The sequence below is a fragment of the Streptomyces sp. NPDC027663 genome, from assembly GCF_055566415.1.
Window position 1 is genome coordinate 26,197 of the sequence record NZ_JBVHSK010000010.1, and the last position, 25,035, is coordinate 51,231.

The window sequence follows — 25,035 nt, forward strand, 5'->3', positions numbered from 1 at the left end:
GGCGCCGGCGCCACGACGTTGTGCGATGCGACGGTGCGGTCCAAGGCTCGGGCAAGTGCTCGGGAATTCACTTGTTGAAATCCTGAGCACGACTGGACTGCCCGGACGTTACCCGCCGGTATGGCGTCTACGACAGGGGGTCCCGGCGAGATGTTCGCTGCGTCACACACACGGGCGTTCCTTTGCGCACAGTAGTCCACGGCTGAACCGACCGGCCAGTAACCGCAGGCCGGACCGGCACTGTTCACCTGTACCGCACACGCCTACGCTTGATCACCATGGCATCCACACGCAGCGGCGACCGGCGGACCCGCGTCCATGTGGTCAGCGACGTGCACGGCAACGCCCGTGATCTGGCCCGGGCCGGCGAAGGTGCCGACGCCCTCGTCTGCCTCGGCGACCTCGTCCTCTTCCTCGACTACGCCGACCACTCCCGCGGCATCTTCCCGGACCTGTTCGGCAAGGAGAACGCGGACCGCATCGTCGAGCTGCGCACCGCCCGCCGGTTCGCCGAGGCCCGCGAGTTCGGCGCCCGGCTCTGGGCGGGCATCGGCACCGACCGGGCCGCGGCCATCGAGAAGGCCGTGCGCAAGCAGTACGCCGAGCTGTTCGCCGCGTTCCCCACGCCCACGTACGCCACCTACGGCAATGTCGACATGCCGCCCCTGTGGCGGGAGTACGCCCGGCCCGGCACCACGGTCCTGGACGGGCAGCGGGTGGAGATCGGCGGCCGGACCTTCGGCTTCGTCGGCGGCGGCCTGCGCACCCCCATGCGGACGCCGTACGAGATCAGCGACGAGGAGTACGCGGCGAAGATCGAGGCGGTCGGCGAGGTCGACGTGCTGTGCACGCACATCCCGCCGGAGGTGCCCGAACTGGTTTACGACACGGTCGCGCGCCGCTTCGAGCGGGGCAGCCGGGCCCTGCTGGACGCCATCCGCCGCACCCGACCGCGTTACGCGCTCTTCGGCCACGTCCACCAGCCGCTCGCGCACCGGATGCGGATCGGCGTGACCGAGTGCGTGAACGTGGGGCACTTCGCCGGCACCGGGAAGCCCTGGGCGCTCGAATGGTGAGGCCCGGGAGACGGGGTGAAGTCGGCAGGTCGGCGGCGCGGTAGCCTTCACGCTGCACACACGTGCGCAGCCCGGCGCACGCATACCTCTTCAATACGGCCCGCATCTGGAGGAGCCACGGCGATGGCGGAACACACCAGTTCGAGCATCACGATCGAGGCGGCTCCGGCCGACGTCATGGCGGTGATCGCCGACTTCGCGCGCTACCCGGACTGGACCGGCGAGGTGAAGGAGGCGGCGGTGCTGGCCGCCGACGAGCTGGGCCGCGCCGAGCAGGTCCGCCTCGTCATGGACGCCGGTGCCATCAAGGACGACCAGACCCTCGCGTACACCTGGACCGGCGAGCACGAGGTGTCCTGGACCCTGGTCAAGTCCCAGATGCTCCGCTCCCTGGACGGCTCGTACATCCTCAAGCCCACCGGTCCCGGCACCACGGAGGTCACCTACCTCCTCACGGTCGACGTCAAGATCCCCATGCTCGGCATGATCAAGCGCAAGGCGGAGAAGGTCATCATCGACCGGGCGCTGGCGGGCCTGAAGAAGAGGGTCGAGTCGGGCCGGTAGCCTCGCGCCGCTCCGGCGCCGGCCGGCAGACGGGTACGGGAGCGTCGGGGCGGACGGTGTCCACGCGCCGGAGCCGCACCTCACATGCCGCCCCGCGCCGCCGGCCACGTCTCCGTTACCGTTCACACTCATGCGCACCATCCTGATCACGGGTCCGGGCGGCAGCGGTCGTACGACCATCGCTGCCGCCACCGCACTGCGCGCCGCAGGCGAGGGCACCCGCACCCTGCTGCTCAGTGCCGACCGCACCGACACCCTCGGTGCCGCACTGGGCTGCGGGACAGGACCGGTACCGACGGAAGCCGCGGCGAACCTCAGCACCTGGCGCCCCGACGCCGTCGAACGCTTCCGCGAGGACCTCACCGCCTTCCAGAACCGCGCCGCGAACGTGCTCGACCTCCTCGGCGCGGCCCGCCTGGACGCCGAGGAGGTCACCCCGCTGCCCGGCGCCGAGGAGCTGTCCTTCCTGCGTGCGCTGCGGGACGCGGCCCTCTCCGAGCGCTACGAGCTCCTCGTCGTCGACCTCCCGCCCCTTGCGGGAGCCCTCGCCCTGCTCGGCCTGCCCGAGGAGCTGCGCCGCTATCTGCGCCGGCTGCTCCCGCCCGAGCGGCAGGCCGCCCGCGCCCTGCGCCCGGTGCTCGGCCGGCTGGCCGGCGTCCCCATGCCCGCCGACTGGCTGTACGAGACGGCGGCCCGCTGGGACGTCGAACTGGCCGCCGTGGAAGCCGTCCTCACCGACCGCGACACCGCCGTACGCCTGGTCGCCGAACCCGGCCCGGCCGGCGCCGCCGCCGTCCGCACCGCGTCCCTCGGCCTCGCCCTGCGAGGCCTGCGCACCGAGGCCCTGATCGCCAACCGGACCCTGCCCGAGACGGCCCCCGACAGCTGGCCGCCCTCGCTCCTCGCCCAGCAGCGCAAGGCGCTCGCCGACTGGCGGGAGTCGTACGACGTCCACCCCGTCCCGCACCTCGGCCGCGACCCGCACGGCCCGGACGACCTCGACGCCCTCGCCGTGCCCGCCGTCAACCCGGCGCCCACCCCGGTCGAGTGGCCCGTCACCGACCGGATCGCCGAGGACGGCGTGCTGGTCTGGCACCTCCCGCTGCCCGGCGCGATACGGGACGAGCTGGACCTGATCCGGCGCGGCGACGAACTCCTGATCACCGCGGGCCCGTTCCGGCGCATCGTCCCGCTGCCCTCCGCGCTGCGCCGCTGCACCGTCGCCGGCGCCGGACTGCGGGACGGTGAGCTGTGCATCCGGTTCGCCCCGGACCCCGGTCTGTGGCCCGCCGCCGGACGATGAACCGGTTCGCCCGTTCGGGTAACGTCGTAAAGGCGAACCGTAGTCAGGAGCCGCCATGAGCGAAGAGCGCCCCGCACCCGATCCGGTCGAGGACGAGCAGGCGCGGGCGACCGACGCCGACGCCTGGGCCACGGCCTGCGCCGAGGACCTCGCCGCCCAGCAGGCCCGCCGCCGTGCCGAGCACGGTGCGCCGCCGGGCTCGGCCGCCGAGGAACTGAAGAAGCTCGTGGACTCGGTGGCCGGGAAGCTCTCCGGCCTCCAGTCGCCGCTCCTCGGCGGCCTCGCCGGACCCGCCGCCCAGCAGATGGTGCGGCAGGTCGTCCAGCAGGCGAAGGCCGCCGTCGAGCCCGTCATAGACCGCAACCCCGATGTCTTCGACCATCTGGCCGCGGCCGGCAGCGAGCTGCTCGCCGCCTACCGCTCCGCCGTCCAGGCCCAGGAGCGCCGCTGGACCGCCCGCACGGCCGACCCGGCCGCAGACCGGCCGGACGACCGCCGTGACGGGGGCGAGGGCACCGGTCCGGGCGAGCGCATCGACCTGGACTGAAGCCCTTCCCCGGCAGGGCCTCGGGTACGGTTGGCCGTAGCGGGGCTCGACCGAAACTGAGGGATTCATGGGACTCACCATCGGCGTCGACATCGGCGGCACGAAGATCGCGGCCGGCGTGGTCGACGAGGAAGGCAACATCCTCTCGACCTTCAAGGTGCCGACCCCCACCACGCCCGAGGCCATCGTGGACGCCATCGCCTCGGCGGTGGAGGGCGCGCGTGCCGGGCACGAGATCGTCGGCGTGGGCATCGGTGCGGCCGGGTACGTCAACCGGCAGCGCTCCACGGTCTACTTCGCGCCCAACATCGACTGGCGCAACGAGCCGCTGAAGGAAGAGGTCGAGGCCCGCACCGGCCTCCCGGTCGTGGTCGAGAACGACGCCAACGCCGCCGCCTGGGGCGAGTACAAGTTCGGCGCCGGCAAGGGCCACCGCAACGTCATCTGCATCACTCTCGGCACCGGCCTCGGCGGCGGCATCATCATCGGCAACAAGCTGCGCCGCGGCCACTTCGGTGTGGCCGCCGAGTTCGGCCACATCCGGATGGTCCCGGACGGCCTGCTGTGCGGCTGCGGCTCGCAGGGCTGCTGGGAGCAGTACGCCTCCGGCCGCGCCCTGGTCCGCTACGCCAAGCAGCGGGCCAACGCCACCCCGGAGAACGCCGAGCTCCTGCTCGGCCTCGGCGACGGCACCCCCGACGGGATCGAGGGCAAGCACATCTCCATGGCCGCCCGCCAGGGCGACCCGGTCGCCGTCGACTCCTACCGCGAGCTGGCCCGCTGGGCCGGCGCCGGCCTCGCCGATCTGGCCTCCCTCTTCGACCCCTCCGCGTTCATCGTCGGCGGCGGCCTCTCCGACGAGGGCGAGCTGGTCCTCGACCCGATCCGCAAGTCCTACAAGCGCTGGCTGGTGGGCGGCAACTGGCGTCCGGTGGCCGACGTGATCGCCGCCCAGCTCGGCAACAAGGCGGGCATGGTCGGCGCGGCGGACCTGGCCCGCGAACCCGATCCGATCATGTGAAGGTCACTGCCTGAGCCGTGATGACGGCACCGGCCTCAGGGGCGCGGGGACCCGCGCGACCGCCACGACGAACCGGCGGTCGCCCACGGACCTCGCGCCCCGCGTCATGCGGCGCCCCGGCTCCGGCGCGGCGTAGATTGACGGCATGGCAACCCCCCTGCTCCCCAACTCCCGTACGGAAGCCGACGGTTCCGCGGTCATCAGGGTCCTGAGCTACAACATCCGCTCGATGCGGGACGACACCAACGCCCTCGCTCGCGTCATCACCGCCTGCGCCCCCGATCTGGTCCTGATCCAGGAAGCCCCCCGCTTCTTCCGCTGGCGCAAGAAGCTCGCCCGCCTCGCGGGAGCCTCCGGCCAGGTCGTCCTCACCGGCGGCGCCACGGCCGCGGGACCGGCGATCCTGTGCAGTCTGCGCGCCACCGTCGAGCGGACGGAAGACGTCCTGCTGCCTCTCACCCCCGGCCTGCACAGGCGCGGCCTGGCCACGGCTGTCGTGCGGTTCGGCGGCGCCCGCGTGGGCGTGGTCAGCTGTCACCTCAGCCTCCAGCGGGACGAGCGCTACGAGCAGAGCGGCCTGCTCCTCGACCGCCTCGCCGGACTCGGCGTGGAACACGCGATCGCGGGCGGCGACCTCAACGAACGCCCCGACGGGCGCACGTTCCGCCGGCTCGCCGCGGACCTCCAGGACTGCCGCGCCGTCGCGCCCTGGGGCGGCGAGTTCACCTCCACCCCCGCCGACCCCCACCAGCGCATCGACGCGATCTTCGCCACGAAGGGCATCGCGGTGCTCGGCTGCGGTGTCCCGGTGGACCAGCCGGGCATGTCCCGGGCCGACCTGACCGCGGCCACGGACCACCTGCCGGTGCTGGCCGCCCTCCGGCTCCCTGCCCACTGACACCGAGGGCTTGAACTAAGTACAGGAAAGTCCTTGCGGGTCTGTCCGGGGATCCTCTACGGTCCTTCTTGTACTTAGTTCAAGTCGCTGTCCGCATCACCAGGAGGGGGAACCTGATGCCCCACGAGGAACTGCACGCGTTCGTCGAGGCCACGGCGGAGGAGTACGGGGTTCCGGGGGTCGCCGTCGGCGTGCTGACCGGCGGTCAGGAGATCCACGTCGTGCACGGGGTGACCAGCGCGGAACACCCGCTGCCCGTCGACGGGCGGACGCTCTTCCATCTGGCCTCGGTGTCCAAGAGCTTCACCGCGACCGCGCTCATGCGTCTGGTCGAGCAGGGCCGTGTGGACCTCGACGCGCCGGTGCTCCGGTACGTCCCCGGCCTGAAGCTCGCCGAGGCGGGGGCCGCCGAGCGGATCACCGTGCTGAACCTGCTCAACCACACCGCGGGCCTGGACTGGAACCTTGTCGACGCCGACGAGACCGACGGCTCGCTCGCCGCATTCGTCGCCCAGCTGGACCGGCTGCCGTTCATCGCGCAGCCCGGCGCCCGCGCCTCCTACAGCCAGGCCGGCTACAACCTGCTCGGCCGGGTGATCGAGAACGTCACCGGTCTGGCGTTCGAGAAGGCCGTGGCCGACCTGGTCCTGGAGCCGCTGGGCCTCGCCGACACCGTCTTCGACCTGGACGACGTCGTGGTCCGCCGCTTCGCCATGGGCCACAACCGTGCCGAGGACGGCACCCTCACCCCGGCCCGCCCCTGGAAGGCCTGGCGGGCCGGAACCCGCGGCAACAACCCCGGCGGCGGCATCGTCTCCTCGGTGCGCGACCTGCTGCGCTGGGCCCGGTTCCAGCTGGGCGACGGCGACGGCCTGCTGTCCGCCGGGACGCTCGGCCTGATGCAGCAGCCGACGGCCGAACTGCGGGGCAGCACGCTCGGCGACGCCTTCGGCATCTGCTGGTTCCTGCGCGACATCGACGGGGTCCGCACCGTCGGACACGGCGGCTCCGGCAACGGACAGTTCGCCGAGCTGCTCCTGGTGCCGGAACACGACTTCGCCGTCGTCTCGCTGGCCAACGCCGGCCCCGGCGGCTACCAGTTCAACCAGGCCGTCGTGAAGCGCGCGCTGGAGCTGTACCTCGGAGTGGTCGAACGGGAGCCGCAGCCGGTGCCGTACGACGAGGCGCGGGCACGGGAGGTCGCCGGGCGCTACGAGATCGACGCCATGTACCTGGACATCGCGGCCGAGGACGGCCGGCTGACGCTCGCCGTCGGCATCAAGCCGGAGATCCGCACCGCCTCCGAGACCGAGATGCCCCCGGACTACCCGGCCGCGGCCGTCGGGTTCCTGCCCGGCGACGGCGACGAGTACATCGTCACCGAGGACGGCCTGAAGGGACAGCGCGGCTTCTTCTCGCGCGACGCCGACGGCACGGTCACCGGGGTCGACCTGGCGGGGCGACTCTTCTCCAGGACCGTGTAGCCCCTGCGGGACCTCGGGGGGCTGATCGCGCAGTTCCCGGCTCTCCTGCCGAGTGCAGCGATCCGTGCCGGTATCGCCCAGCGGCTGCCGGCAGTCGTGCCTCCCACAAGCCGCTCCGAGCAGGGAGCGCCCTCGGGCGGCACGGGCGGGCGATGGGGATCCCCCTGCTCGAGGGGAGCCGAGAGCTTGGGGGAGGCGCCCTCCCGGCGAGCAGCGCCTGTCCCGTCGTCAGACGACGGCCGGCCGCAATCCGTCGAGCAGTGCCCGCAACCCCGCCGCATAGGTCCCCTCAGGCGCCGCCGCGTACTCCGTGGCCGCCGGTGTACGCAGACGCGCCCGCAGCCGGGGGAACGGCTCCGCCGTCTCCGCCGCCCGGGCGAGCGTCTCCTTGAAGGCCTGTTCGGGGTCCCCGCCGGCCCGGCGCAGCTTGCGGGTCAGGGAGGCCGTGGCGGCGGCGCCGAGCGCGTTGCCGAGGACGTAGGTGAACACCGCTCCGGCGGCACGGTCGGCGTCCTGCGCGGTGAAGCCGGCCGTCTCGAAGACCCCGAGCAGGTGGTCGTCGTAGCGGGACATGGCGGTGCCGTGGAGAAGGTGGGAGCTGATGGCCTGCACCAGCCAGGGATGGCGGAGGAACATCGCGTACAGGCCGTCGGCCATCGCCGTCGCGGTGCCACGCCAGTCGGCGGAGTCCAGCGGCGGCAGGCCGACCTCCTGCCACACGTGGTCCGCGGCCATCTGCACCAGGTCGTCCTTGTTCTTGACGTGCCAGTACACGGCCGTGGCCGCGGCCCCGAGCCGCCGGCCCAGGCTGCGCATGTTCAGGCCTTCGAGGCCCTCCTCGTCGAGGAGCTGCACGGCGGTCCGGACGATCTGTTCCGGGGTGAGCGTGTCGCGCGGCATGGGCTCACGATAGGTGAACGGGCCGGGCCCCTGCACAAAGTCCGGGCGCCGGCCCTCTCGTTCCCGGTCCCCTCAGACCACGGCCCCGCGTCCCGGGTGGTCGTCCTCGTCGTCGTCCGTCCGCATCCGCGTCACCAGCGTCACGAAGCCGCCGAGGAAGCCGCCGATGCCGAGGGTCGCCAGCCACCACGTCATCTCCCAGCCGAGCAGCACCGCCAGCAGGAGCAGGATCGGGCCGCCGACGACGCCCAGCCACGCGAACCGGGCCGTGGTGTCGGCGGACGGCAGCGGCGGGGGCTCCGGCGGCACGAAGTGGCCCTCGTCGTCCTCGCCGAAGTCGTCGTCGGACGGCTCGGGCGCCACGTGGTCGCGCGGGCCGCCGACCCCGGGCGCGAAGGAGACCGAGCCGCCCAGCGGCAGGGCGGGCTGCCGGCCCGCGGAGTCGTCCGTGCCGCTCCTCGGGTCGCCCTCAGGGTCCTTCTCCAGCAGCGCGAGGTCCTCCACCGCCTTGAACGGCCGGGATCCCGGCGGGTCCGGCGGCTCCTCGCCGTACCCGGCGACGATGGCGCGCCAGGCGGCGTCCTCGTCGAACGGCACCTTCTGCTCGTCCGGCTCGCGGCCCTCGCGGTCCTCACGGTCGGAGTCGTGCTCAGCCAACTGCGGCCGTCCCTTCCTTGCCGACACTGGGTGCGAGCCGGCCGACGAAGGCGAGGCTCTCCTCGAAGATCCGGTCCGCGTCCTTGTCCAACGTCGCGACGTGGTAGCTGTGTTCCAGCACGATCTCCGTCACGTCCGTGGACGACACCCGGCTCAGCACCCGCGCCGAGTCGGCTGCCGGAACGACATGGTCCTGGGCGCTGCGCAGCAGCAGCAACGGCTGGGTGACCTGCGGAAGCTCGCCGTCCAGCCGGCGCAGCCCCACCCGCAGCGAGTGCGCCGCGTGCAGCGGCACCCGGTCGTAGCCCAGCTCCGCCGCGCCCTCCTGGGCTATGTCGCTGGCGATGCCCTTCGTCGTACGCACCAGGTGCCGGGCCGCCGGAAGGGCGTACGCGGACAGACCGTGCACCTTGTTCGCCGGGTTGACGACCACCACCCCCGCGACCCGCTCGCCGTGCAGCGCCGCGAGCCTGAGGGCCAGCGCGCCGCCCATCGACAGGCCCGCGACGAAGACCCGGGAGCAGTGCCGGGCGAGCAGCCGCAACTCGCGGTCCACCTCCGCGTACCAGTCCTGCCAGCCCGTGAGCTGCATGTCCTCCCAGCGCGTGCCATGACCGGGCAGCAGTGGCAGGGACACGGTCAGCCCCCGGGCCGCATGGTGCTCCGCCCACGGGCGCAGCGACTGGGGCGCACCGGTGAAGCCGTGGCAGAGGAGAACACCCGTCTCCCCGCCCTCATGGCGGTACGGCTCGGCGCCGGGAAGAACTGGCATGTGCTTCACCGTACGCGACCGCACTGACACCGACCAGGGTCGTCGGGTCCTTCGGCGGTGCTCCGGGTTAAGGTCTCCTCGACGGAAACAGGAGGCACACAGGTGTTGTACGGCACGATGAAGGTCGCCATCGGCGGGCCGCTGAAGGTTGCCTTCAGGCCATGGGTGGAGGGTCTGGAGAACATTCCGGCCGAGGGCCCCGCCATCCTGGCCAGCAACCACCTGTCCTTCTCGGACTCGTTCTTCCTTCCGACGATGCTGGACCGCAAGGTCACCTTCATCGCGAAGGCCGAGTACTTCACCACCCCCGGCGTGAAGGGCCGCCTCACCGCCGCCTTCTTCAAGGGCGTCGGCCAGCTCCCGGTGGACCGCTCCGGGGCGCGCGGCGCCGGCGAGGCCGCGATCAAGAGCGGCATAGAGGTGCTGCAGCGCGGCGAACTGTTCGGCATCTACCCGGAGGGCACGCGCTCGCCCGACGGCCGGCTGTACCGGGGCAAGCCCGGCGGTCTGGCGCGCGTGGCGCTCGCCACGGGAGCGCCGGTCATCCCGGTCGCGATGATCGACACGGAGAAGATCCAGCCGCCCGGCAAGGTCATGCCCAAGCTGATGCGGCCCGGCATCCGCATCGGCAAGCCGCTGGACTTCAGCCGCTACCAGGGCATGGAGCACGACCGGTTCGTGCTGCGCGCCCTGACCGACGAGGTCATGTACGAGATCATGAAGCTCTCCGGCCAGGAGTACGTCGACATGTACGCCACCGCGGCCAAGCGCCAGATCGCGGATGCGGCGAAGGCGGCCAAGGAAGCCGAGAAGGCCGGCAGGGCCGAGAAGAAGCAGACGGAGTCCTAGACGGCGGGGCGGGGGAATCGGGGGACCGGGGGGATCGGGGGAGATGACCAAGCGCGAGCGCGTCATGCGGATGTCGGTCGAGCTGCCGCTGTGGCGGGCGCTCACCGGCTACCGCGTGCTCACCATGCTGTACGCCATCGGCCTGTGCGCCACCGCGTACGACCGGTTCGTCCGCCCCTGGGTCGCCGTCGCCTACTACGCCGTCCTGGTCGTCTGGACCCTGGCCACCCTGCCCAAGGTCGCCAGCGCGGCGAGCTGCACCAGGCGCTTCCTGGCCGCGGACCTCACCGTCGCGCTCGTCGGCATCCTGCTCACCCCGGTCGCCGACAGCCACCAGCGGATCGCCGACGGCGGACCCACCCTGCCGTCGATATGGACCGCCGGCGCGGTGCTCGCCTTCGCCATCAAGGGCGGCTGGCGCTGGGCGGCCGTCGCCTCCACGGCCGTCGCCGTGGTCAACCTGGTCGAGCGCGGCCACCCCGCCCGGGACACCGTGCACAACGTGATCCTCGTCTGGGTCGCCTCCATCGCCATCGGCTACGTGGTGGAGGTGGCCCGCGCCTCCGAGCGCACCCTCGCCCGCGCCCTGGAGATCGAGGCCGCGACCCGGGAACGGGAGCGGCTGGCCCGGGACATCCACGACAGCGTCCTGCAGGTGCTGGCGATGGTGAAGCGGCGGGGCGCGGCCCTCGGCGGCGAGGCGGCCGAGCTGGGCCGGCTGGCCGGGGAGCAGGAGGTGGCCCTGCGCACGCTGGTGTCGGGCGGTCTGCTGCCGGTGTCCCGGGTGTCGGAGGACCTGGCGGACGGCGCCGTCGTCCGCGTGGTGGAGGAGCCGTACGAGGACGAACCGGCCGGTCCGGTGGACCTGCGCGCCCTGCTCGCCCCCTACGCGTGCGCCCGGGTCAGCCTCGCCGAGCCCGGCGCCCCGGTGCTGCTGCCGCCGCCGGCCGCCCGCGAGGTGGCCGCCGCCGTGGGAGCCGCCCTGGACAACGTGCGCCGGCACGCCGGAGCGCAGACGCGGGCCTGGATCCTCGTGGAGGACGAGCCGGACGAGATCGTCGTCACCGTCCGGGACGAGGGCCCCGGCATCCCCGACGGCCGGCTCGCGCAGGCCGAGGGCGAGGGCCGGCTCGGGGTGGCCCAGTCCATCCGCGGCCGGCTGCGCGACCTCGGCGGCAGCGCCGAGTTCGTCTCCGTCCCCGGGCAGGGCACGGAAGTCGAACTGAAGGTACCGAAGGGCGCCGTACGGGCGCGGGGGAAGAAGGCGGAGCGACGATGACGCAGCAGCAGGACCCGATCAAGGTCATGGTGGTGGACGACCACCCGATGTGGCGGGACGCGGTCGCCCGGGACCTGGCCGAGTCCGGCCTGCAGGTGGTCGCCACCGCCGGCGACGGCGAGCAGGCGGTACGCCGCGCCAAGGCCGCCGCCCCCGACGTGCTGGTCCTGGACCTGAACCTGCCCGCCAAGCCCGGTGTCCAGGTGTGCAAGGAACTGGTCGCGCACAACCCGGCGTTGCGCGTCCTCGTCCTCTCGGCGAGCGGCGAGCACGCGGACGTGCTGGAGGCCGTGAAGTCCGGCGCGACCGGCTACCTGCTGAAGTCCGCCTCCACCGAGGAACTCCTGGACGCGGTGCGCCGTACCGCCGTCGGCGACCCGGTGTTCACGCCGGGCCTGGCCGGCCTGGTCCTCGGCGAGTACCGGCGCCTGGCCTCCGAACCCGCGCCCGCCCCGGACACCGACGAGCCCGGCGCGCCCCGGCTGACGGAGCGGGAGACGGAGGTGCTGCGGCTGGTGGCGAAGGGCCTGAGCTACAAGCAGATCGCCGAACGCCTCGTCATCTCCCACCGCACTGTGCAGAACCACGTCCAGAACACCCTCGGCAAGCTCCAACTGCACAACAGGGTCGAGCTGGTGCGGTACGCGATAGAGCGCGGGCTCGACGAGGAGTAGACCCGACCGGTGCCCCGACCGGTAATCGGACCGGTAAAGCGGCGTCCCGACAATTCACCGGAATTGCCCTCCCCGCCTCTCCCTGCGTGACGCACATCACCATTACCGTGACTCAGCGTCAGGCAACCGCGGTGAAGGGACATTTCCATGCGGGTCGGAGTACTGACCGGAGGCGGCGACTGCCCCGGGCTCAACGCCGTCATCCGGGGCGTCGTCCGCAAGGGCGTGCAGGAGTACGGCTACGACTTCGTCGGCTTCCGGGACGGCTGGCGAGGTCCTCTCGAGAACGACACCGTCCGCCTCGACATCCCCGCGGTGCGCGGCATCCTGCCCCGCGGCGGCACCGTCCTGGGCTCCTCGCGGACCAACCCGCTCAAGGTGGAGGGCGGCATCCGCCGGATCAAGGACAACCTGGCCAAGCAGGAGGTCGAGGCGCTCATCGCGATCGGCGGCGAGGACACCCTCGGTGTGGCCGCGCGACTCGCCGACGAGTACGGCGTGCCCTGCGTGGGCGTACCGAAGACCATCGACAACGACCTGTCGGCCACCGACTACACCTTCGGCTTCGACACCGCCGTCAACATCGCCACCGAGGCCATCGACCGGCTGCACACCACCGCCGAGTCCCACATGCGCGTCCTGGTCTGCGAGGTGATGGGCCGGCACGCCGGCTGGATCGCCCTGCACTCGGGCCTGGCCGGCGGCGCCAACGTCATCCTCATCCCCGAGCAGCGCTTCGACCTGGACCAGGTGTGCGCCTGGATCACCTCCCGCTTCAAGGCGTCGTACGCGCCGATCGTCGTCGTCGCCGAGGGCGCGATGCCGAAGGACGGCCAGATGGTCCTCAAGGACGAGTCCCTCGACTCCTTCGGGCACGTCCGCCTGTCCGGGGTCGGCGAGTGGCTGGCCAAGGAGATCGAGAGGCGCACCGGCAAGGAGGCCCGCACCACGGTCCTCGGGCACATCCAGCGCGGCGGCACCCCCAGTGCCTTCGACCGCTGGCTCGCCACCCGCTTCGGCCTGCACGCCATCGACTGCGTCCACGAGGGCGACTTCGGCAAGATGGTCGCCCTGCGCGGCACCGACATCGTCCGCGTCCCGATCGCCGAGGCCACGGCCAGGCTCAAGACGGTGGACCCGGAGCTGTACCGGGAGGTCGGGGTGTTCTTCGGCTGACGCGGCCACCGGACGGCTACACGGTCGTGCGGCGCAGCTGACCGGTCAGCTCCCGCACGATCGAGGCCCCGTTCAGCGTCAGCACCGACTCCGGGTGGAACTGCACCCCGCTGAACCCGGGGCCCCGGATCGCGTGCACCTCGCCGCCCGCGTCCCGGCTCACCTCGATCCCCTGTGCGGCGAGTTCACGCGCGGCGTCGTCGTCGCAGCGGGCCACGAAACTGTTGTAGAAGCCGACGGTCTCGCGCCGCCCGAACAGGTCGATCTCCGTCTGCGCCCCCTGGTGGGGCACTTCCTTGCGTACGATCTCCAGGCCCAGCTCCGCCGCGATCAGCTCGTGCCCGAGGCAGACGCCCAGAACGCCGTGCCGGCGCAGGGGCGTCCCCCCGGCCCGAGCGGAGCCGAGCGCCCGGGGGAGGACCACCTCGGCGGTGAGGTCCCGCAGGAACCGCATCCTGGGCTCGTCGAGGTCGGCGGGGTCACCGGGCCCCGGCCCGAGCACGACCGGTCCCTCGTGCGCGGACACCGCCTCCCGCAGCCCCGGCTCGTCGTACCGCCGGACGGTCACGTCGAGCCCGCCCGACCGCAGGACGTGGGCGAGCATCGCGGTGAAGGTGTCCTCGCAGTCGACCACGAGGGCATGGCCGGCCGGCCGCGGCGCACGCTCCTGCATCCGCAGCCAGAACGGCGCCAGCGACGAGCGCCGCCCGTCCAGCGCGGCCCGCACCCGCGGGTCGTCGGCCAGCCGGGGCCGCTCCCGCTCCGCCCGCGGCCGGCCCGGCCGGACGCCGAGGGCCGCCAGCACCCCCGCCGCCTTCGCGTGCGTCTCCGCGACCTCGCCCGCCGGGTCCGAGCCGCGCACCAGCGTCGCCCCGACCGGGACGCGCAGCCGGCCGTCCGCGGAGATGTCGGCGGTACGGATCAGGATGGGGGAGTCCAGCGTCTGGGCGCCGCCGGAGTCCCGTCCGAGCAGCGCCAGCGCACCGGCGTAGTACCCGCGCCCGACGCCGTCCCGCCCGAGGGGTTCGTACCGTTCGATCACCCGGCAGGCGTTCTGCACCGGCGACCCGGTGACGGTCGCCGCGAACATGGTCTCCCGCAGCACCTCCCGCACGTCCAGGGAGGACTTCCCGCGCAGCTCGTACTCGGTGTGGGCGAGGTGCGCCATCTCCTTCAGCCGGGGGCCGACGACCACCCCGCCCATGTCGCCGACGGTGCACATCATCTTCAGTTCCTCGTCGACGACCATGGACAGTTCCTCGATCTCCTTGCCGTCGCCGAGGAAGTCCAGCAGGTGCTCGGGCGTCGGCCCTCCGGCGGGATACCGGTACGTCCCGCTGATCGGGTTCATCACGACCGTCCCGCCGGACATCCGGACATGCACCTCGGGGCTGGCACCCACCAGCGTCCGGTCGCCGGTGTGCACGACGAAGGTCCAGTACGCACCCCGCTCGCCCTCCAGCAGCCGCCGGAACAGCGCCAGCGCGTCCGCGCGGGAGAACCCCGGGATCTCGCCCTCGTACGTCCGCCGGATCACGAAGTTCGCGCCCTCGCCCCGGCCGATCTCCTCGGTCAGCACCCGCCGGACGATCCCCGCGTACTCCTCGTCCCCGACGTCGAAGCCGCCCCCCTCGACCCGCACGCCGTGCCCCGGGAGCTGGTCCAGCGCGTCCGCGAGCGGGATCTCGTACGACTCCTCGGGTGTCAGCACCAGCAGCGGGGTGCCGTCGTCGCGGACGTCGAAGCCGCGCTCTCGGATCTGCCGGAACGGGACGAGGGCGAGCCCCTCGTCGGGCAGGTCGGCGAGCCGGTCCCGGCGGGTCACCGGGCCGAGCAGCACCTCCACCGTCTGCCCGGCGCGGCCGGGGGTGCGACGGCGCAGCAGGGCGAACGGACGGGGGTCGCAGAGCAGGTCCTGCAGATTCACGGGCGGGGCTCCTTCTCGATCTTCTGACGGAGAGGAACGACCCCGGAAAACACCGAAGGCCGCCCCTCGGGCGGCCTTCGCGAAGTCTGTGTACGCGCAGTCAGCGGGCCGCCGGAGAAGCGGTCCACCACCAGGTCTGGATCGACGGCGCGAACATGGGGCGAACCCTACCGCACCCCGCCGGTGTCCGCGTGGTAAGCAATCCGTCTCATTCTTCGAGCCAGAGGAAAATCATCCCACTCGACCCCGTAATGTTTACGGAGTGACCGTGAACGCTAAGACCAGCCCGAGCGCTGGCAACACCTGGCGAGACCTGCCCGCGGCGCAGCAGCCCGAGTACCCCGACGCCGAGGCTCTGCGCGCAGTGATCGCGGACCTCGAGTCGTATCCGCCGCTCGTCTTCGCGGGCGAGTGTGACCAGCTGCGCGCCCGGATGGCAGCCGTCGCCAAGGGAGAGGCGTTCCTTCTCCAGGGCGGCGACTGCGCCGAGGCCTTCGATGCGGTGTCGGCCGACCACATCCGCAACAAGCTCAAGACCCTCCTGCAGATGGGTGCCGTGCTGACCTACGCGGCCTCGGTGCCGGTGGTGAAGGTCGGCCGGATCGCGGGGCAGTACTCCAAGCCGCGCTCGAAGCCCACCGAGACCCGTGACGGTGTCACCCTGCCCGTCTACCGGGGCGACTCGGTCAACGGTTTCGAGTTCAACGAGGCCTCCCGGATCCCCGATCCCGAGCGGCTCAAGCGCATGTACCACGCCTCGGCGTCGACGCTGAACCTGGTGCGTGCCTTCACCACCGGCGGCTACGCCGACCTGCGCCAGGTCCATGCCTGGAACCAGGACTTCGTGCGGACCTCGCCGTCCGGGCAGCGCTACGAGCAGCTCGCCCGGGAGATCGACAACGCGCTGAACTTCATGCGGGCCTGTGGCACGGACCCGGAGGAGTTCAAGACGGTGGAGTTCTTCTCCTCGCACGAGGCGCTGCTGCTGGACTACGAGTCGGCGCTGACCCGGGTGGACTCGCGTACCGGGCGGCTGTACGACGTCTCGGGGCACATGGTGTGGATCGGTGAGCGCACCCGGCAGCTGGACGGTGCGCACATCGAGTTCGCCTCGAAGATCCGCAACCCGATCGGGATCAAGCTCGGCCCGACCACGACGGCCGAGGAGGCGCTGACCTACATCGACCGCCTCGATGCCGAGCGGGAGCCGGGCCGGCTGACCTTCATCGTCCGGATGGGCGCGGACAAGATCCGTGACCGGCTGCCGGAGCTGGTGGAGAAGGTCACCGCCTCGGGTGCGACGGTGGCCTGGGTGACCGACCCGATGCACGGCAACACCTTCGAGGCGGCCTCCGGGCACAAGACCCGCCGCTTCGACGACGTCCTCGACGAGGTCAAGGGCTTCTTCGAGGTCCACAAGGCGCTGGGCACCCACCCGGGCGGCATCCACGTGGAGCTGACCGGCGACGACGTCACCGAGTGCGTCGGCGGCGGCGACGAGATCTTCGTCGACGACCTCCACCAGCGTTACGAGACCGCCTGCGACCCCCGCCTCAACCGCAGCCAGTCCCTCGACCTCGCGTTCCTCGTCGCCGAGATGTACCGGGACCAGTGACCGGCCGGGGATGACTGCCCCTGGGGCGCGGATCACACCGGATCCGCGCCCCACCCACTTTTGCGGCCGCTGCAGGATGGGTAAGGTTAGGTTTGCCTCACCGGGAACACGGGACGGCACCAGAGAGCGATCCCGTCGGGAGGTGAATCCGCGTGTACGTGTGCAGCTGCTTCGGCATCACCGAGGCCCAGGTCAAGAAGCACGCGGAGGACGGCGCCTGCACCCCGCGCCAGATCGCCTCCGCCTGCAAGGCCGGCACCGACTGTGGTTCCTGTGTCCGCCGGATCCAGGCCATCCTCGGCCGTGGCGCCTGCCCGCGCCGCGAGCTGGCCGACCAGGGCCGGCCGGTCCTCACCTCGCTGGACGAGGCGGCCTAGCCCCTGCCCGTCAGCTGTCCGGCTGCTCGATGAGCTGGGCGATGTACAACGCCTCGCCGAGCTTCTCCACCAGCTCCAGCTGGGTGTCCAGGTAGTCGATGTGGTGTTCCTCGTCGGCGAGGATGTCCTCGAAGATGTTCGCCGACGTGATGTCACCCTTCTCGCGCATCACCTTGATCCCCCGCTTGAGCCGGTCGATCGCCTCCACCTCGATCTGCCGGTCGGCCTCGAACATCTCCCGGACCGTCTGCCCCACGCGGACATGGAACAGCCGCTGGTAGTTGGGCAGCCCCTCCAGGAACAGGATCCGGTCGGTGAGCACCTCGGCGTGCTTCATCTCGTCGAACGATTCGTGCCGCGTGTATTTGGCGAGCTTCGTCCAGCCGAAGTTCTCCTGCATCTTCGCGTGCAGGAAGTACTGGTTGATGGCGGTCAGCTCGCCGGTGAGCTGCTCGTTGAGGAACTCGATGACCTCGGGGTCGCCCTGCATCGCAGCGGCTCCTTCCACTCGCGGAGACGGGGAGGTACGCGGCGGCATGATTACACCGGCAACGTAGATCGTCCAGTAAGTGCGTACTTAGTAAGTACGCACTGAGTTGGTGTCACTTGTCCGGTTCGTGAGTGGGTGGTCAAGGGCACTGCCCGAGGTCTGTCAGGATGGATACATGGGTCATCCGGTGGAGCGAGAGTCTGGAGCAGCGGCAGGTACCGAGCTTCCGCCGGGTCAGCGGCTCCAGCGCGGCTGGCCGGTCACGCACTACGGGCCCGTACCGAAGTTCCGGCCCGAGCGCTGGGAGTTCCGGGTCTTCGGCGCCACCGCCGACGGTGACAAGCGCACCTGGAACCACGAGGAGTTCACGGCCCTGCCGTACACCACCGTGGTGGCCGATCTGCACTGCGTGACGAAGTTCAGCATGGTCGGCGCCGAGTGGGGCGGCGTCCCGGCCCGCACCGTCCTGGACCTCGCACCGCCGGCCCCGGACGTCACCCATGTGATGGTCTGGGCGGAGTACGGCTTCAGCTCGAACCTGCGCCTCGCGGACTTCGCCTCCGAGCGCACGATCTTCGCCACCCACAAGGACGGCGAACTCCTCACCGCCGAACACGGCTTCCCGGTCCGCCTGATCGTGCCCCACCTGTACGCCTGGAAGGGGCCCAAATGGGTCCGGGGCGTGGAGTACATGACCGCCGACCGCCGCGGCTTCTGGGAGGAGCGCGGCTACCACAACGTCGGCGACCCCTGGAAGGAACAGCGCTACTCCTACCAGGAGGAGCCCGGGGACGGCCCCGAGCTCTGATCCCGGTCCGCCCGGGCGGTCAGTGGTGGTACCGGTGCACCACCGCATGCCCCTTGCCGCGGCCGATCGTCCACTTGTTGACCGGGGTCGTCACCGCGAAGGCGATCACGAGGGACGCCGCGAGCGAGATCCAGAACAGCGCGTCGCCCAGCATGGCGTCCGTCGCGGACGGCCAGGCCAGGATGACGCCGTTGTCGATCAGCTCCATCACGGCGATGGACAGGGTGTCCGCGGCCAGCGCCACCCGGAAGGCGGTGCGGAAGTCCACGCCCGCCCGCAGCACCCCGCGCAGGGTGAACGAGTAGCCGAAGAAGAAGGCCAGCACGATCGCCAGCAGGGTGGTCGGCAGGTTGCCCCACCCCAATGCCGTGCCGATGACCATGCCGAGCACCTCGCCGACGGCACAGCCGGTGAGGCAGTGCAGGGTGGCCTGCGCGGCCGCCTGCCAGGTGGCGGCGGGGGCGTGGCCGTGGTGCTGATGCTCCGGGTGCTGTTGGTGCTGATGCTCTGTGTGGATCGAGTGGTCCATGGTTTCCCCCATGCCGAGTGACGGTTCCTGCGAATCACAGGAACCGTATACCCCCCGGGGGTATTCCTCAACGGGTCAGGAATCCCGGAGTCTCTTCAGCCGCTCCACGTCCGCCGCGTGTCCCTCCTTGCCGCCGGGCGTCTCGATGATCAGCGGCACGCCCGCCGTCGCCGGGTGGGTCATCAGGGCGCGGAAAGGGGCCTCGCCGATGTGGCCGGCGCCGATGTTCTCGTGCCGGTCCTTGTGTGCGCCCACCACGTCCTTGGAGTCATTGGCGTGGATCAGCTTCAGCCGGCCCGCGCCGACCGTGTCCACCAGCAGGTCCAGCGTCCGGTGCATCCCGCTCGGCCCGGTCAGGTCGTGCCCGGCGGCGAAGATGTGGCAGGTGTCCAGGCACACGCCCAGCTTCGGATGGGCGTCCAGGGCCTCGAAGTACGGCCCGAAGTCCCAGGTGCGCGAGCACAGCGAGGCGCCCTGCCCGGCGGTCGACTCCAGCAGCAGGAACGGGTCGTCGTCGTGCGTCAGCTCGTCCAGCAGCGGCAACAGGTGCTCGCGGACCTGCTTCAGCGCCACGTCCCGGGCCCGCCCGCCGGTCGCGCTCCCGGTGTGCACGACCACGCCCAGCGCGCCGATCTCCCGGCCGCGCCGCAGCGAGTGCCGCAGCGACTCCACCGACCGCTCCACGGTCGCCTCGGTGTGCGAGCCGAAGTTGATCAGGTAGGGGGCGTGCACGTACGCCGGGACCGACTCCTCCGCGCACGCCGCGCGGAACGCCTCGTCCTGCCGCGGATTCCCGGCGGGCGTCGCCCAGCCGCGCGGGTTGGCGACGAAGACCTGCACCGTCTCGGCCTTCAGCTCACGGGCGTACGACAGCCCCACGGAGTGCAGGCCGCCGGCCACGGGCACATGGCCGCCGACGGGATTGCGGGGGAGGGGGGAGGACTGGTCGGAACTCACCCGTTCAGGGTGTCATGTCCGCCCCGGCCCCCGGACCACGCTCCCCGGTGACCCCCGTCACCGGATGGTGATGGTGATCGTCGACCCCTTGGGCGCCTTGTCGCCGCCCTCCACCGACTGCTCCTTCACGGTGTCGCCGAACAGCCCGAGCAGCCCGCGGTCCTCGTTCACCTCGAAGCCCGCGCTCTCCAGGGCGTCGTGGGCGTCGTCCACGCTGTCCCCGACCACGTCCGGGACCTCGATCATCTCCGGACCCTTGGACACCGTCAGCGTCACCGTGTCGCCCTCGGCGGCCCGGCTGCCCTCGCGCGGGCTCTGCGCGGCCACCTCGCCCTTGTCGAACTCGGAGGAGTGGACCTGCTTGTCGGCGATCCGCACCTTCAGCCCGGCGTCGGTCAGCTCCTGCTTCGCGGTGTCCAGGTCGTCGCCCGTCACGTCCGGCATGTCGATCGGGCTGCCCTTGCTGACGGTCAGCGCGATCGCCGAGCCCGCGTGCCGCTTGGTGCCCGCGTCCGGTGTCGTACCGATCACCGAGCCCCTGGGGACGTCCTCGCTGAACTCACGGGTGATCATGCCCGGCTCCAGGCCGTCCGCCTTCAGCCGCGCCTGCGCCTTCGCGAGAGGCTGTCCCTCCAGGTTCGGCACGTTCACCGTCTCCGGGCCCAGCGACACGGTCAGCGTGACCGAGTCGTGGTCCCGGATCCGCTCGCCGGGCGCCGGGTCGCTGCCCATGACCGTGCCGCGCTTGACGGTGTCGCTGTAGGCCCGCTTGACCCGCCCGACGTCGAGCCCGGCTGCCGTCAGCCGCTGCCTGGCCTGCTCCTCGGTCTGGGTCAGCAACGGCGGGACCTTCGTGAACTGGCCCGAGTTGATGTACCAGACCCCGGTGCCCACGCCGATCAGCACCAGCACGGCCGCGATCACCGCCAGCAGCGCGCGCCGCGGCCGGGCCGGGCCCCGGCGGGGAGGCACGGGCGGGCTCTGGAAGCGGGCGGTGCGGTCGGTCCCGTCCCCGGGGGCTTCGTCGCCGACGGGCAGCGGCCGGGGCACCGTCAGTGCGCGCGGGATCACGCTCGTGCGGTCCTCCGCGTTGTCGTGGTCCGCGGTCAGCGCCTGCGGCGGGACCGTGTCCAGCTGCTCCTCGGTCAGCCCCTGGCGGGCCTCGCGGACCTGGGCGAGCAGCGCCACGGCGTCGTGCGGCCGGATGCCGGGGGTGCGCGCGGTGGCCGAAGCGACCAGCTCGTCCAGCGGGTACGGCAGCCCCGGCACGAGCGCCGAGGGCGGCGGCACGTCCTCGTGCAGGTGCTTGTAGAGCACCTGTGCCGGGGAGTCCCCGGCGTGCGGCTTCGCGCCCGTCAGCATCTCGTACAGGACGACACCGCACGCGTACACGTCGACGCGCGGGTCGGTGGTGCCCTGCTCGATCTGCTCCGGTGCGAGATACGACACGGTCCCGAGCACGGCACCCGTCGTGCTGGTCACCGTGTCCACGGACCGCACCAGGCCGAAGTCGGCGACCTTCACCCGGCCGTCGTCGCCTATCAGCACGTTCTCGGGCTTCATGTCCCGGTGCACGAAGCCGGCCCGGTGCGCGGCGCCGAGTGCGGCGAGCACCGGCTCCAGGATGTCCAGCGCGGCCCGCGGCTGCACGGCACCCCGCTCGCGCAGCACGTCCCGCAGGGTGCAGCCGGCGATGTACTCCATCGCCAGGTAGACGTACGACCCGTCGGCGCCCTGGTCGAAGACCTGCACCACGTTGGGGTGGTCCAGCCGGGCGACGGACTTCGCCTCCCGGATGAAGCGCTCGACGAAGGACCCGTCGGTCGCGAGCGTCGGGTGCATCACCTTCAGCGCGAGCACACGGTCCAGACGGGTGTCCAGGGCCCGGTAGACCGTGGCCATCCCGCCGGCCGCGATCCGCGCGTCGACGCGATAACGGCCGTCGAGCACCTGCCCGACGAGGGGGTCCTGAAGGGTCGTATCCACGAGAGCGCAGTCTACGAGGGGTGACCGACAGTTCCCCCGCCGAGACCGCTTTCCCCCGGCCACTGAAGCCGACCTGTGACGCGACACACGACAACGCGTAGCGAAGCCGCCCCCACAACCGCCGACGGCGAGAACGCCCCACGGCACCGCAGCCGCACCCGCGGTCGCCGACGGCGAGAACGCCCCACGGCGCAAGGCCCGCGGCACCGCAGCCGCACCCGCGGTCGCCGACGGCGAGAACGCCCCACGGCGCAAGGCCCGCGGCACCGCACCCGCACCCGCGGTCGCCGACGGCGAGAACGCCCCACGGCAAGGTCCGCGGCACCGCACTCGACCCCGCGGCCGCCGACGGCGAGAACGCCCCACGGGAAAGTCCGGCCTCTCAGCCGACGGTGACGGGCGGTGCGTGGGTGGGAGAGGAATGGCCCGCTGCAGCGCCGGTCAGAACGCGGGGCGCTCGGGATCCAGCACGGCCAGGCCCTCCGCAGGAGACGACGCCTCGGCGAGATACCGCCGCGGAATCCGCCCCGCCAGCCGAGCCAGCCGGCCCCCCTCCACCGCGAGCCGCATCGCCGCAGCCATCCGCTCCGGCTCCTGCGCCCGCGTCACCGCCGACGCCAGCATCACCCCCGCACACCCCAGCTCCATCGCCAGCGCCGCGTCGGACGCCGTACCGGCCCCCGCGTCCAGGATCACCGGCACACGCGCGTGCTCCACGATCAGCTGGAAGTTGTGCGGGTTGCGGATACCGAGCCCGGACCCGATCGGCGAGCCGAGCGGCATCACCGCGGCACAGCCGGCGTCTTCCAGCTTCCGCGCGAGAACGGGGTCGTCGTTCGTGTACGGCAGCACCGTGAACCCGTCGTCCACCAGCGTCTCGGCCGCCTCCAGCAGTTCCACCGGGTCCGGCAGCAGCGTCCGCTCGTCGGCGATGACCTCCAGCTTGATCAGGTCCGTGCCCAGCGCCTCCCGGGCCAGCCGGGCGGTCAGCACGGCCTCCCCGGCGGTGAAACAGCCCGCCGTGTTCGGCAGCACCCGGATGCCGAGCTTCTCCAGCACCGACAGCACCGAGCCGTGCACGGACGGATCCACGCGCCGCATCGCGACCGTCGTCAGTTCCGTGCCGGACGCGACCAGCGCCCGCTCCAGCACCTCCAGGCTGGGCGCGCCCCCCGTACCCATGATCAGCCGGGACGAGAAGGTCACCCCTCCGATGACCAGGGGATCGTCGGCCATGGCTCAGCCTCCCTGCACAGCGGTGAGAACTTCGATCCGGTCACCCTCGGCGAGGGCGGTCGTCGCCCACTGCGCGCGCGGGACGACGGTTTCGTTGACGGCGGCGGCCACCCCGCGCGGTGCCGCGGTGAGCGTCTGCACAAGGGCATCGAGCCCGGTGCCCGGAGCGATCTGGCGGGGTTCGCCGTTGACGGAGACGGTGACGGAGATGCTCATGCGGGCTGCTCCAGGTGTGCCAGGGCCGCGGTGCGGAATCGCTGCGGGGTGAACGGACGTGCCTCCTCGGGAAGCTCACCGGTGACCAGGGCGTGCGCCAGCACGTCGCCGGTGACCGGGGTGAGCAGCACGCCGTTGCGGTAGTGCCCGGTGGCCAGCAGCAGCCCGTCCAGGCCGGACGGGCCGAGCAGCGGGGCATTGTCGGGGGAACCGGGCCGCAGCCCGGCCCGGGTCTCGGTGAGCGGCAGCTCGGTGATGCCGGGCAACAGCTCGTGGGCGTCGCGCAGCAGCTCGTACACGCCCCCCGCCGTGACGGTGGTGTCCCAGCCCAGCTCCTCGCTGGTGGCGCCGACGACCAGTTCGCCGTTCTCCCGGGGCACCAGATACACGTGGCTGCCCCGCACCACGGCCCGCACGGTCCGGCTCAGGAACGGCGCGTACCGGCGCGGCACGGTCAGCCGCAGCACCTGCCCCTTGACCGGCCGGACCGGCGGCAGCAGCTCGTCCGGCACGCCCGCGAGCCGTCCGCTCAGGCTCCCGGCCGCCAGCACCACCTGCTGTGCGCGCAGCGCGGTGCCGTCCGCCGTGGTGACTCCGGCGGCCCGGCCCCGCGCCACGTCCAGCCGCTCGGCCCACGCGCGGTGGAACACCACGCCGGCCCGTTCGCACGCGGCCACCAGAGCCGCCGCCAGCCGCCGCGGGTCGATCTGGTGGTCGCCGTCGACCCGCAGACCGCCGCGCACCCCGGGCGCCAGCATCGGTTCCAGCCGCCGGCACTCCCGCCCGGACAGCCACTCCGACGCGAGCCCCGAACGCTGCTGCAGCGCATGCAGTTCGCGCAGGCCGGCGCGGTCGTCGGCGTCCAGCGCCACGGCGAGGGTGCCGCAGCGGCGGTAGCCGAGGTCGTGGCCCGTCAGTTCGGTCAGCTCGGCCGCGAAGCCGGGGTAGCGGCGGGCCGATTCCAGGTTCAGGGCGAGCAGGGTCTCCTCGCCGTAGTGCAGCTCGGTGACCGCGGCCAGCATCCCGGCCGCGACCTGCGCGGCCCCGCCACCCGGGGTGGGGTCCAGCACGGCGGTGGTGAACCCGCGCTGCGCGGCCCGCCAGGCCGTGACCAGGCCGATGATTCCGCCCCCGATGACGAGGACGTCGGACGTACGCGACGACATGGGCGTCCAGCCCCTCCCTTCGCCGGCATGACCCGGATCAGGTTCGTACGGTCGGAGGCCGCCAGCCTCCCTCTCAGCCCGGTGCGTCCGGGCTCCCGCGAGTGCTTGTACGGTGGCCACCCTAGCCCGCCCCGCTCGTCACTCGTAAGGGAGCCCTGTTCGATGGCCCGCTCGCTCGACGGACTGACACTCGCCCCCGTCGCGGACCAAGCCCCAGGTCAGGTGGGCACCCGCACCCGGTTCACGTACCACGAGAAGGACGGCGAGATCTGGGCCGAGTACGCGGGCGGTGACGTGGTACGCGGCCACCTGGTCGGCACCCGCGAGGGCGACCGGCTGGACTTCCGGTACGTCCAGCTCAAGACCGACGGGACGACCGCCTCGGGGCACTGCGTCTCCACGGTCGTGGAGCTGCCGGACGGGCGGGTGCGCCTGGAGGAGACCTGGGAGTGGGAGTCCCGGCCCGGCTCCGGCACGAGTGTTGTGGAACAGCTCACCGAGCACGCCCCCTGAATGACAGAACGTCAG

Annotated in this window: 27 protein-coding genes and 1 riboswitch; of the genes, 15 read left to right on the forward strand and 12 right to left on the reverse strand. The window is 72.1% G+C overall.

The genetic code is table 11. The features are described from left to right. Positions 1-278: 278 nt before the first annotated feature. The 7 genes from ACZ4SF_RS24755 to ACZ4SF_RS24785 all read left to right on the forward strand — a co-directional run bounded on the left by ACZ4SF_RS24755 (position 279) and on the right by ACZ4SF_RS24785 (position 6,893). A complete protein-coding gene (locus ACZ4SF_RS24755) occupies positions 279-1,076 on the forward strand; it encodes a metallophosphoesterase family protein (protein ID WP_468388132.1) in 798 nt (265 codons plus the stop codon). A gap of 123 nt (positions 1,077-1,199) precedes the next feature. Next, positions 1,200-1,640: an SRPBCC family protein gene (locus tag ACZ4SF_RS24760; protein ID WP_468388134.1), complete on the forward strand. Its 441-nt coding sequence runs from the start codon at positions 1,200-1,202 to the stop codon at positions 1,638-1,640. Between the two features lie 130 nt (positions 1,641-1,770). Beyond that, positions 1,771-2,943, forward strand: coding sequence for an ArsA family ATPase (locus ACZ4SF_RS24765; protein WP_468388136.1), 1,173 nt, complete (start codon positions 1,771-1,773; stop codon positions 2,941-2,943). Between the two features lie 55 nt (positions 2,944-2,998). Next, the gene (locus ACZ4SF_RS24770; protein ID WP_468388138.1) at positions 2,999-3,490 is read left to right on the forward strand and encodes a DUF5304 domain-containing protein; all 492 of its coding nucleotides are present in this window, start codon (positions 2,999-3,001) and stop codon (positions 3,488-3,490) included. Positions 3,491-3,557: 67 nt separating this feature from the next. Beyond that, positions 3,558-4,511: an ROK family glucokinase gene (locus ACZ4SF_RS24775; protein ID WP_468388140.1), complete on the forward strand. Its 954-nt coding sequence runs from the start codon at positions 3,558-3,560 to the stop codon at positions 4,509-4,511. Between the two features lie 145 nt (positions 4,512-4,656). Beyond that, positions 4,657-5,409 (forward strand): endonuclease/exonuclease/phosphatase family protein, encoded by a 753-nt coding sequence (locus ACZ4SF_RS24780; RefSeq protein WP_468388142.1) that lies wholly within the window; start codon positions 4,657-4,659, stop codon positions 5,407-5,409. Positions 5,410-5,525: 116 nt separating this feature from the next. Next, positions 5,526-6,893: a serine hydrolase domain-containing protein gene (locus ACZ4SF_RS24785; RefSeq protein WP_468388144.1), complete on the forward strand. Its 1,368-nt coding sequence runs from the start codon at positions 5,526-5,528 to the stop codon at positions 6,891-6,893. A 228-nt stretch (positions 6,894-7,121) separates the two neighbouring features. Here ACZ4SF_RS24785 and ACZ4SF_RS24790 read toward each other — a convergent pair whose 3' ends face one another. From ACZ4SF_RS24790 to ACZ4SF_RS24800, 3 genes are all read right to left on the reverse strand, one after another. Next, on the reverse strand, positions 7,122-7,793 hold the full coding sequence (locus ACZ4SF_RS24790; protein WP_468388146.1) for a TetR/AcrR family transcriptional regulator: 672 nt from the start codon (positions 7,791-7,793) through the stop codon (positions 7,122-7,124). Positions 7,794-7,865: 72 nt separating this feature from the next. Then, entirely contained in the window at positions 7,866-8,450 is a 585-nt protein-coding gene (locus ACZ4SF_RS24795) for a hypothetical protein (RefSeq protein WP_468388148.1), read from the reverse strand. After that, entirely contained in the window at positions 8,443-9,222 is a 780-nt protein-coding gene (locus ACZ4SF_RS24800) for an alpha/beta hydrolase (protein WP_468388150.1), read from the reverse strand. The genes ACZ4SF_RS24795 and ACZ4SF_RS24800 overlap by 8 nt, the downstream gene beginning before the upstream one ends. 117 nt (positions 9,223-9,339) lie before the next feature. Between ACZ4SF_RS24800 and ACZ4SF_RS24805 the strand changes: the two genes are divergently transcribed. The 4 genes from ACZ4SF_RS24805 to ACZ4SF_RS24820 all read left to right on the forward strand — a co-directional run bounded on the left by ACZ4SF_RS24805 (position 9,340) and on the right by ACZ4SF_RS24820 (position 13,200). Next, complete coding sequence (locus tag ACZ4SF_RS24805; RefSeq protein WP_468388590.1) at positions 9,340-10,071, forward strand: lysophospholipid acyltransferase family protein; 732 nt, start codon at positions 9,340-9,342, stop codon at positions 10,069-10,071. A 43-nt stretch (positions 10,072-10,114) separates the two neighbouring features. After that, complete coding sequence (gene macS, locus ACZ4SF_RS24810) at positions 10,115-11,350, forward strand: MacS family sensor histidine kinase (protein ID WP_468388152.1); 1,236 nt, start codon at positions 10,115-10,117, stop codon at positions 11,348-11,350. After that, the gene (locus ACZ4SF_RS24815) at positions 11,347-12,024 is read left to right on the forward strand and encodes a response regulator (RefSeq protein ID WP_468388154.1); all 678 of its coding nucleotides are present in this window, start codon (positions 11,347-11,349) and stop codon (positions 12,022-12,024) included. Before macS ends, ACZ4SF_RS24815 begins: the two co-directional genes overlap by 4 nt. A 147-nt stretch (positions 12,025-12,171) precedes the next feature. Continuing rightward, entirely contained in the window at positions 12,172-13,200 is a 1,029-nt protein-coding gene (locus ACZ4SF_RS24820; protein ID WP_468388156.1) for a 6-phosphofructokinase, read from the forward strand. A 16-nt stretch (positions 13,201-13,216) separates the two neighbouring features. Here ACZ4SF_RS24820 and ACZ4SF_RS24825 read toward each other — a convergent pair whose 3' ends face one another. Both ACZ4SF_RS24825 and ACZ4SF_RS24830 read right to left on the reverse strand, forming a co-directional pair. Continuing rightward, entirely contained in the window at positions 13,217-15,127 is a 1,911-nt protein-coding gene (locus ACZ4SF_RS24825) for an anthranilate synthase family protein (protein ID WP_468388158.1), read from the reverse strand. A gap of 100 nt (positions 15,128-15,227) precedes the next feature. Next, positions 15,228-15,284 (reverse strand): trp operon leader peptide, encoded by a 57-nt coding sequence (locus ACZ4SF_RS24830; RefSeq protein ID WP_468388592.1) that lies wholly within the window; start codon positions 15,282-15,284, stop codon positions 15,228-15,230. A 105-nt stretch (positions 15,285-15,389) separates the two neighbouring features. Between ACZ4SF_RS24830 and ACZ4SF_RS24835 the strand changes: the two genes are divergently transcribed. Further along, positions 15,390-16,742, forward strand: a complete 1,353-nt coding sequence (locus ACZ4SF_RS24835) for a class II 3-deoxy-7-phosphoheptulonate synthase (RefSeq protein WP_468388159.1) — start codon at positions 15,390-15,392, stop codon at positions 16,740-16,742. Positions 16,743-16,894: 152 nt separating this feature from the next. Beyond that, positions 16,895-17,119 carry a (2Fe-2S)-binding protein gene (locus ACZ4SF_RS24840; protein ID WP_468388161.1) on the forward strand — a complete coding sequence of 75 codons (225 nt, stop codon included), beginning with the start codon at positions 16,895-16,897 and terminating at the stop codon, positions 17,117-17,119. Between the two features lie 10 nt (positions 17,120-17,129). On the opposite strand, the gene bfr is transcribed toward ACZ4SF_RS24840, so the two are convergent. After that, positions 17,130-17,609 carry a bacterioferritin gene (gene bfr, locus ACZ4SF_RS24845; RefSeq protein ID WP_468388162.1) on the reverse strand — a complete coding sequence of 160 codons (480 nt, stop codon included), beginning with the start codon at positions 17,607-17,609 and terminating at the stop codon, positions 17,130-17,132. 175 nt (positions 17,610-17,784) lie between these two features. Here bfr and ACZ4SF_RS24850 point away from each other — a divergent pair, with 175 nt between their 5' ends. Then, positions 17,785-18,417, forward strand: coding sequence for a sulfite oxidase-like oxidoreductase (locus ACZ4SF_RS24850; protein WP_468388164.1), 633 nt, complete (start codon positions 17,785-17,787; stop codon positions 18,415-18,417). A gap of 19 nt (positions 18,418-18,436) precedes the next feature. On the opposite strand, the gene ACZ4SF_RS24855 is transcribed toward ACZ4SF_RS24850, so the two are convergent. From ACZ4SF_RS24855 to thiO, 6 genes are all read right to left on the reverse strand, one after another. Further along, positions 18,437-18,946, reverse strand: coding sequence for a DUF4396 domain-containing protein (locus tag ACZ4SF_RS24855; RefSeq protein ID WP_468388594.1), 510 nt, complete (start codon positions 18,944-18,946; stop codon positions 18,437-18,439). Positions 18,947-19,021: 75 nt separating this feature from the next. Beyond that, a complete protein-coding gene (locus ACZ4SF_RS24860) occupies positions 19,022-19,903 on the reverse strand; it encodes a deoxyribonuclease IV (RefSeq protein ID WP_468388166.1) in 882 nt (293 codons plus the stop codon). 57 nt (positions 19,904-19,960) lie between these two features. Then, entirely contained in the window at positions 19,961-21,889 is a 1,929-nt protein-coding gene (pknB, locus tag ACZ4SF_RS24865; RefSeq protein ID WP_468388168.1) for a Stk1 family PASTA domain-containing Ser/Thr kinase, read from the reverse strand. Between the two features lie 441 nt (positions 21,890-22,330). Next, complete coding sequence (locus tag ACZ4SF_RS24870; protein WP_468388170.1) at positions 22,331-23,125, reverse strand: thiazole synthase; 795 nt, start codon at positions 23,123-23,125, stop codon at positions 22,331-22,333. 3 nt (positions 23,126-23,128) lie between these two features. Then, complete coding sequence (gene thiS, locus ACZ4SF_RS24875) at positions 23,129-23,341, reverse strand: sulfur carrier protein ThiS (protein ID WP_468388172.1); 213 nt, start codon at positions 23,339-23,341, stop codon at positions 23,129-23,131. Beyond that, positions 23,338-24,507 carry a glycine oxidase ThiO gene (gene thiO, locus ACZ4SF_RS24880; protein ID WP_468388174.1) on the reverse strand — a complete coding sequence of 390 codons (1,170 nt, stop codon included), beginning with the start codon at positions 24,505-24,507 and terminating at the stop codon, positions 23,338-23,340. Before thiO ends, thiS begins: the two co-directional genes overlap by 4 nt. Next, positions 24,505-24,616: riboswitch (TPP riboswitch) on the reverse strand. It overlaps the preceding gene by 3 nt. 53 nt (positions 24,617-24,669) lie before the next feature. Between thiO and ACZ4SF_RS24885 the strand changes: the two genes are divergently transcribed. Continuing rightward, a complete protein-coding gene (locus tag ACZ4SF_RS24885; protein ID WP_468388176.1) occupies positions 24,670-25,020 on the forward strand; it encodes an avidin-fold protein in 351 nt (116 codons plus the stop codon). The last annotated feature ends 15 nt before the right edge of the window (positions 25,021-25,035 follow it).

Bases quoted from the DNA above. Each gene is read 5' to 3' on its own strand.
- ACZ4SF_RS24755 (WP_468388132.1), top strand. From the start codon at position 279: ATGGCATCCACACGCAGCGGCGACCGGCGGACCCGCGTCCATGTGGTC.
- ACZ4SF_RS24760 (WP_468388134.1), top strand. From the start codon at position 1,200: ATGGCGGAACACACCAGTTCGAGCATCACGATCGAGGCGGCTCCGGCC.
- ACZ4SF_RS24765 (WP_468388136.1), top strand. From the start codon at position 1,771: ATGCGCACCATCCTGATCACGGGTCCGGGCGGCAGCGGTCGTACGACC.
- ACZ4SF_RS24770 (WP_468388138.1), top strand. From the start codon at position 2,999: ATGAGCGAAGAGCGCCCCGCACCCGATCCGGTCGAGGACGAGCAGGCG.
- ACZ4SF_RS24775 (WP_468388140.1), top strand. From the start codon at position 3,558: ATGGGACTCACCATCGGCGTCGACATCGGCGGCACGAAGATCGCGGCC.
- ACZ4SF_RS24780 (WP_468388142.1), top strand. From the start codon at position 4,657: ATGGCAACCCCCCTGCTCCCCAACTCCCGTACGGAAGCCGACGGTTCC.
- ACZ4SF_RS24785 (WP_468388144.1), top strand. From the start codon at position 5,526: ATGCCCCACGAGGAACTGCACGCGTTCGTCGAGGCCACGGCGGAGGAG.
- ACZ4SF_RS24790 (WP_468388146.1), bottom strand. From the start codon at position 7,793: ATGCCGCGCGACACGCTCACCCCGGAACAGATCGTCCGGACCGCCGTG.
- ACZ4SF_RS24800 (WP_468388150.1), bottom strand. From the start codon at position 9,222: ATGCCAGTTCTTCCCGGCGCCGAGCCGTACCGCCATGAGGGCGGGGAG.
- ACZ4SF_RS24805 (WP_468388590.1), top strand. From the start codon at position 9,340: ATGAAGGTCGCCATCGGCGGGCCGCTGAAGGTTGCCTTCAGGCCATGG.
- macS (WP_468388152.1), top strand. From the start codon at position 10,115: ATGACCAAGCGCGAGCGCGTCATGCGGATGTCGGTCGAGCTGCCGCTG.
- ACZ4SF_RS24815 (WP_468388154.1), top strand. From the start codon at position 11,347: ATGACGCAGCAGCAGGACCCGATCAAGGTCATGGTGGTGGACGACCAC.
- ACZ4SF_RS24820 (WP_468388156.1), top strand. From the start codon at position 12,172: ATGCGGGTCGGAGTACTGACCGGAGGCGGCGACTGCCCCGGGCTCAAC.
- bfr (WP_468388162.1), bottom strand. From the start codon at position 17,609: ATGCAGGGCGACCCCGAGGTCATCGAGTTCCTCAACGAGCAGCTCACC.
- ACZ4SF_RS24850 (WP_468388164.1), top strand. From the start codon at position 17,785: ATGGGTCATCCGGTGGAGCGAGAGTCTGGAGCAGCGGCAGGTACCGAG.
- ACZ4SF_RS24855 (WP_468388594.1), bottom strand. From the start codon at position 18,946: ATGGACCACTCGATCCACACAGAGCATCAGCACCAACAGCACCCGGAG.
- ACZ4SF_RS24870 (WP_468388170.1), bottom strand. From the start codon at position 23,125: ATGGCCGACGATCCCCTGGTCATCGGAGGGGTGACCTTCTCGTCCCGG.
- thiS (WP_468388172.1), bottom strand. From the start codon at position 23,341: ATGAGCATCTCCGTCACCGTCTCCGTCAACGGCGAACCCCGCCAGATC.
- thiO (WP_468388174.1), bottom strand. From the start codon at position 24,507: ATGTCGTCGCGTACGTCCGACGTCCTCGTCATCGGGGGCGGAATCATC.
- ACZ4SF_RS24885 (WP_468388176.1), top strand. From the start codon at position 24,670: ATGGCCCGCTCGCTCGACGGACTGACACTCGCCCCCGTCGCGGACCAA.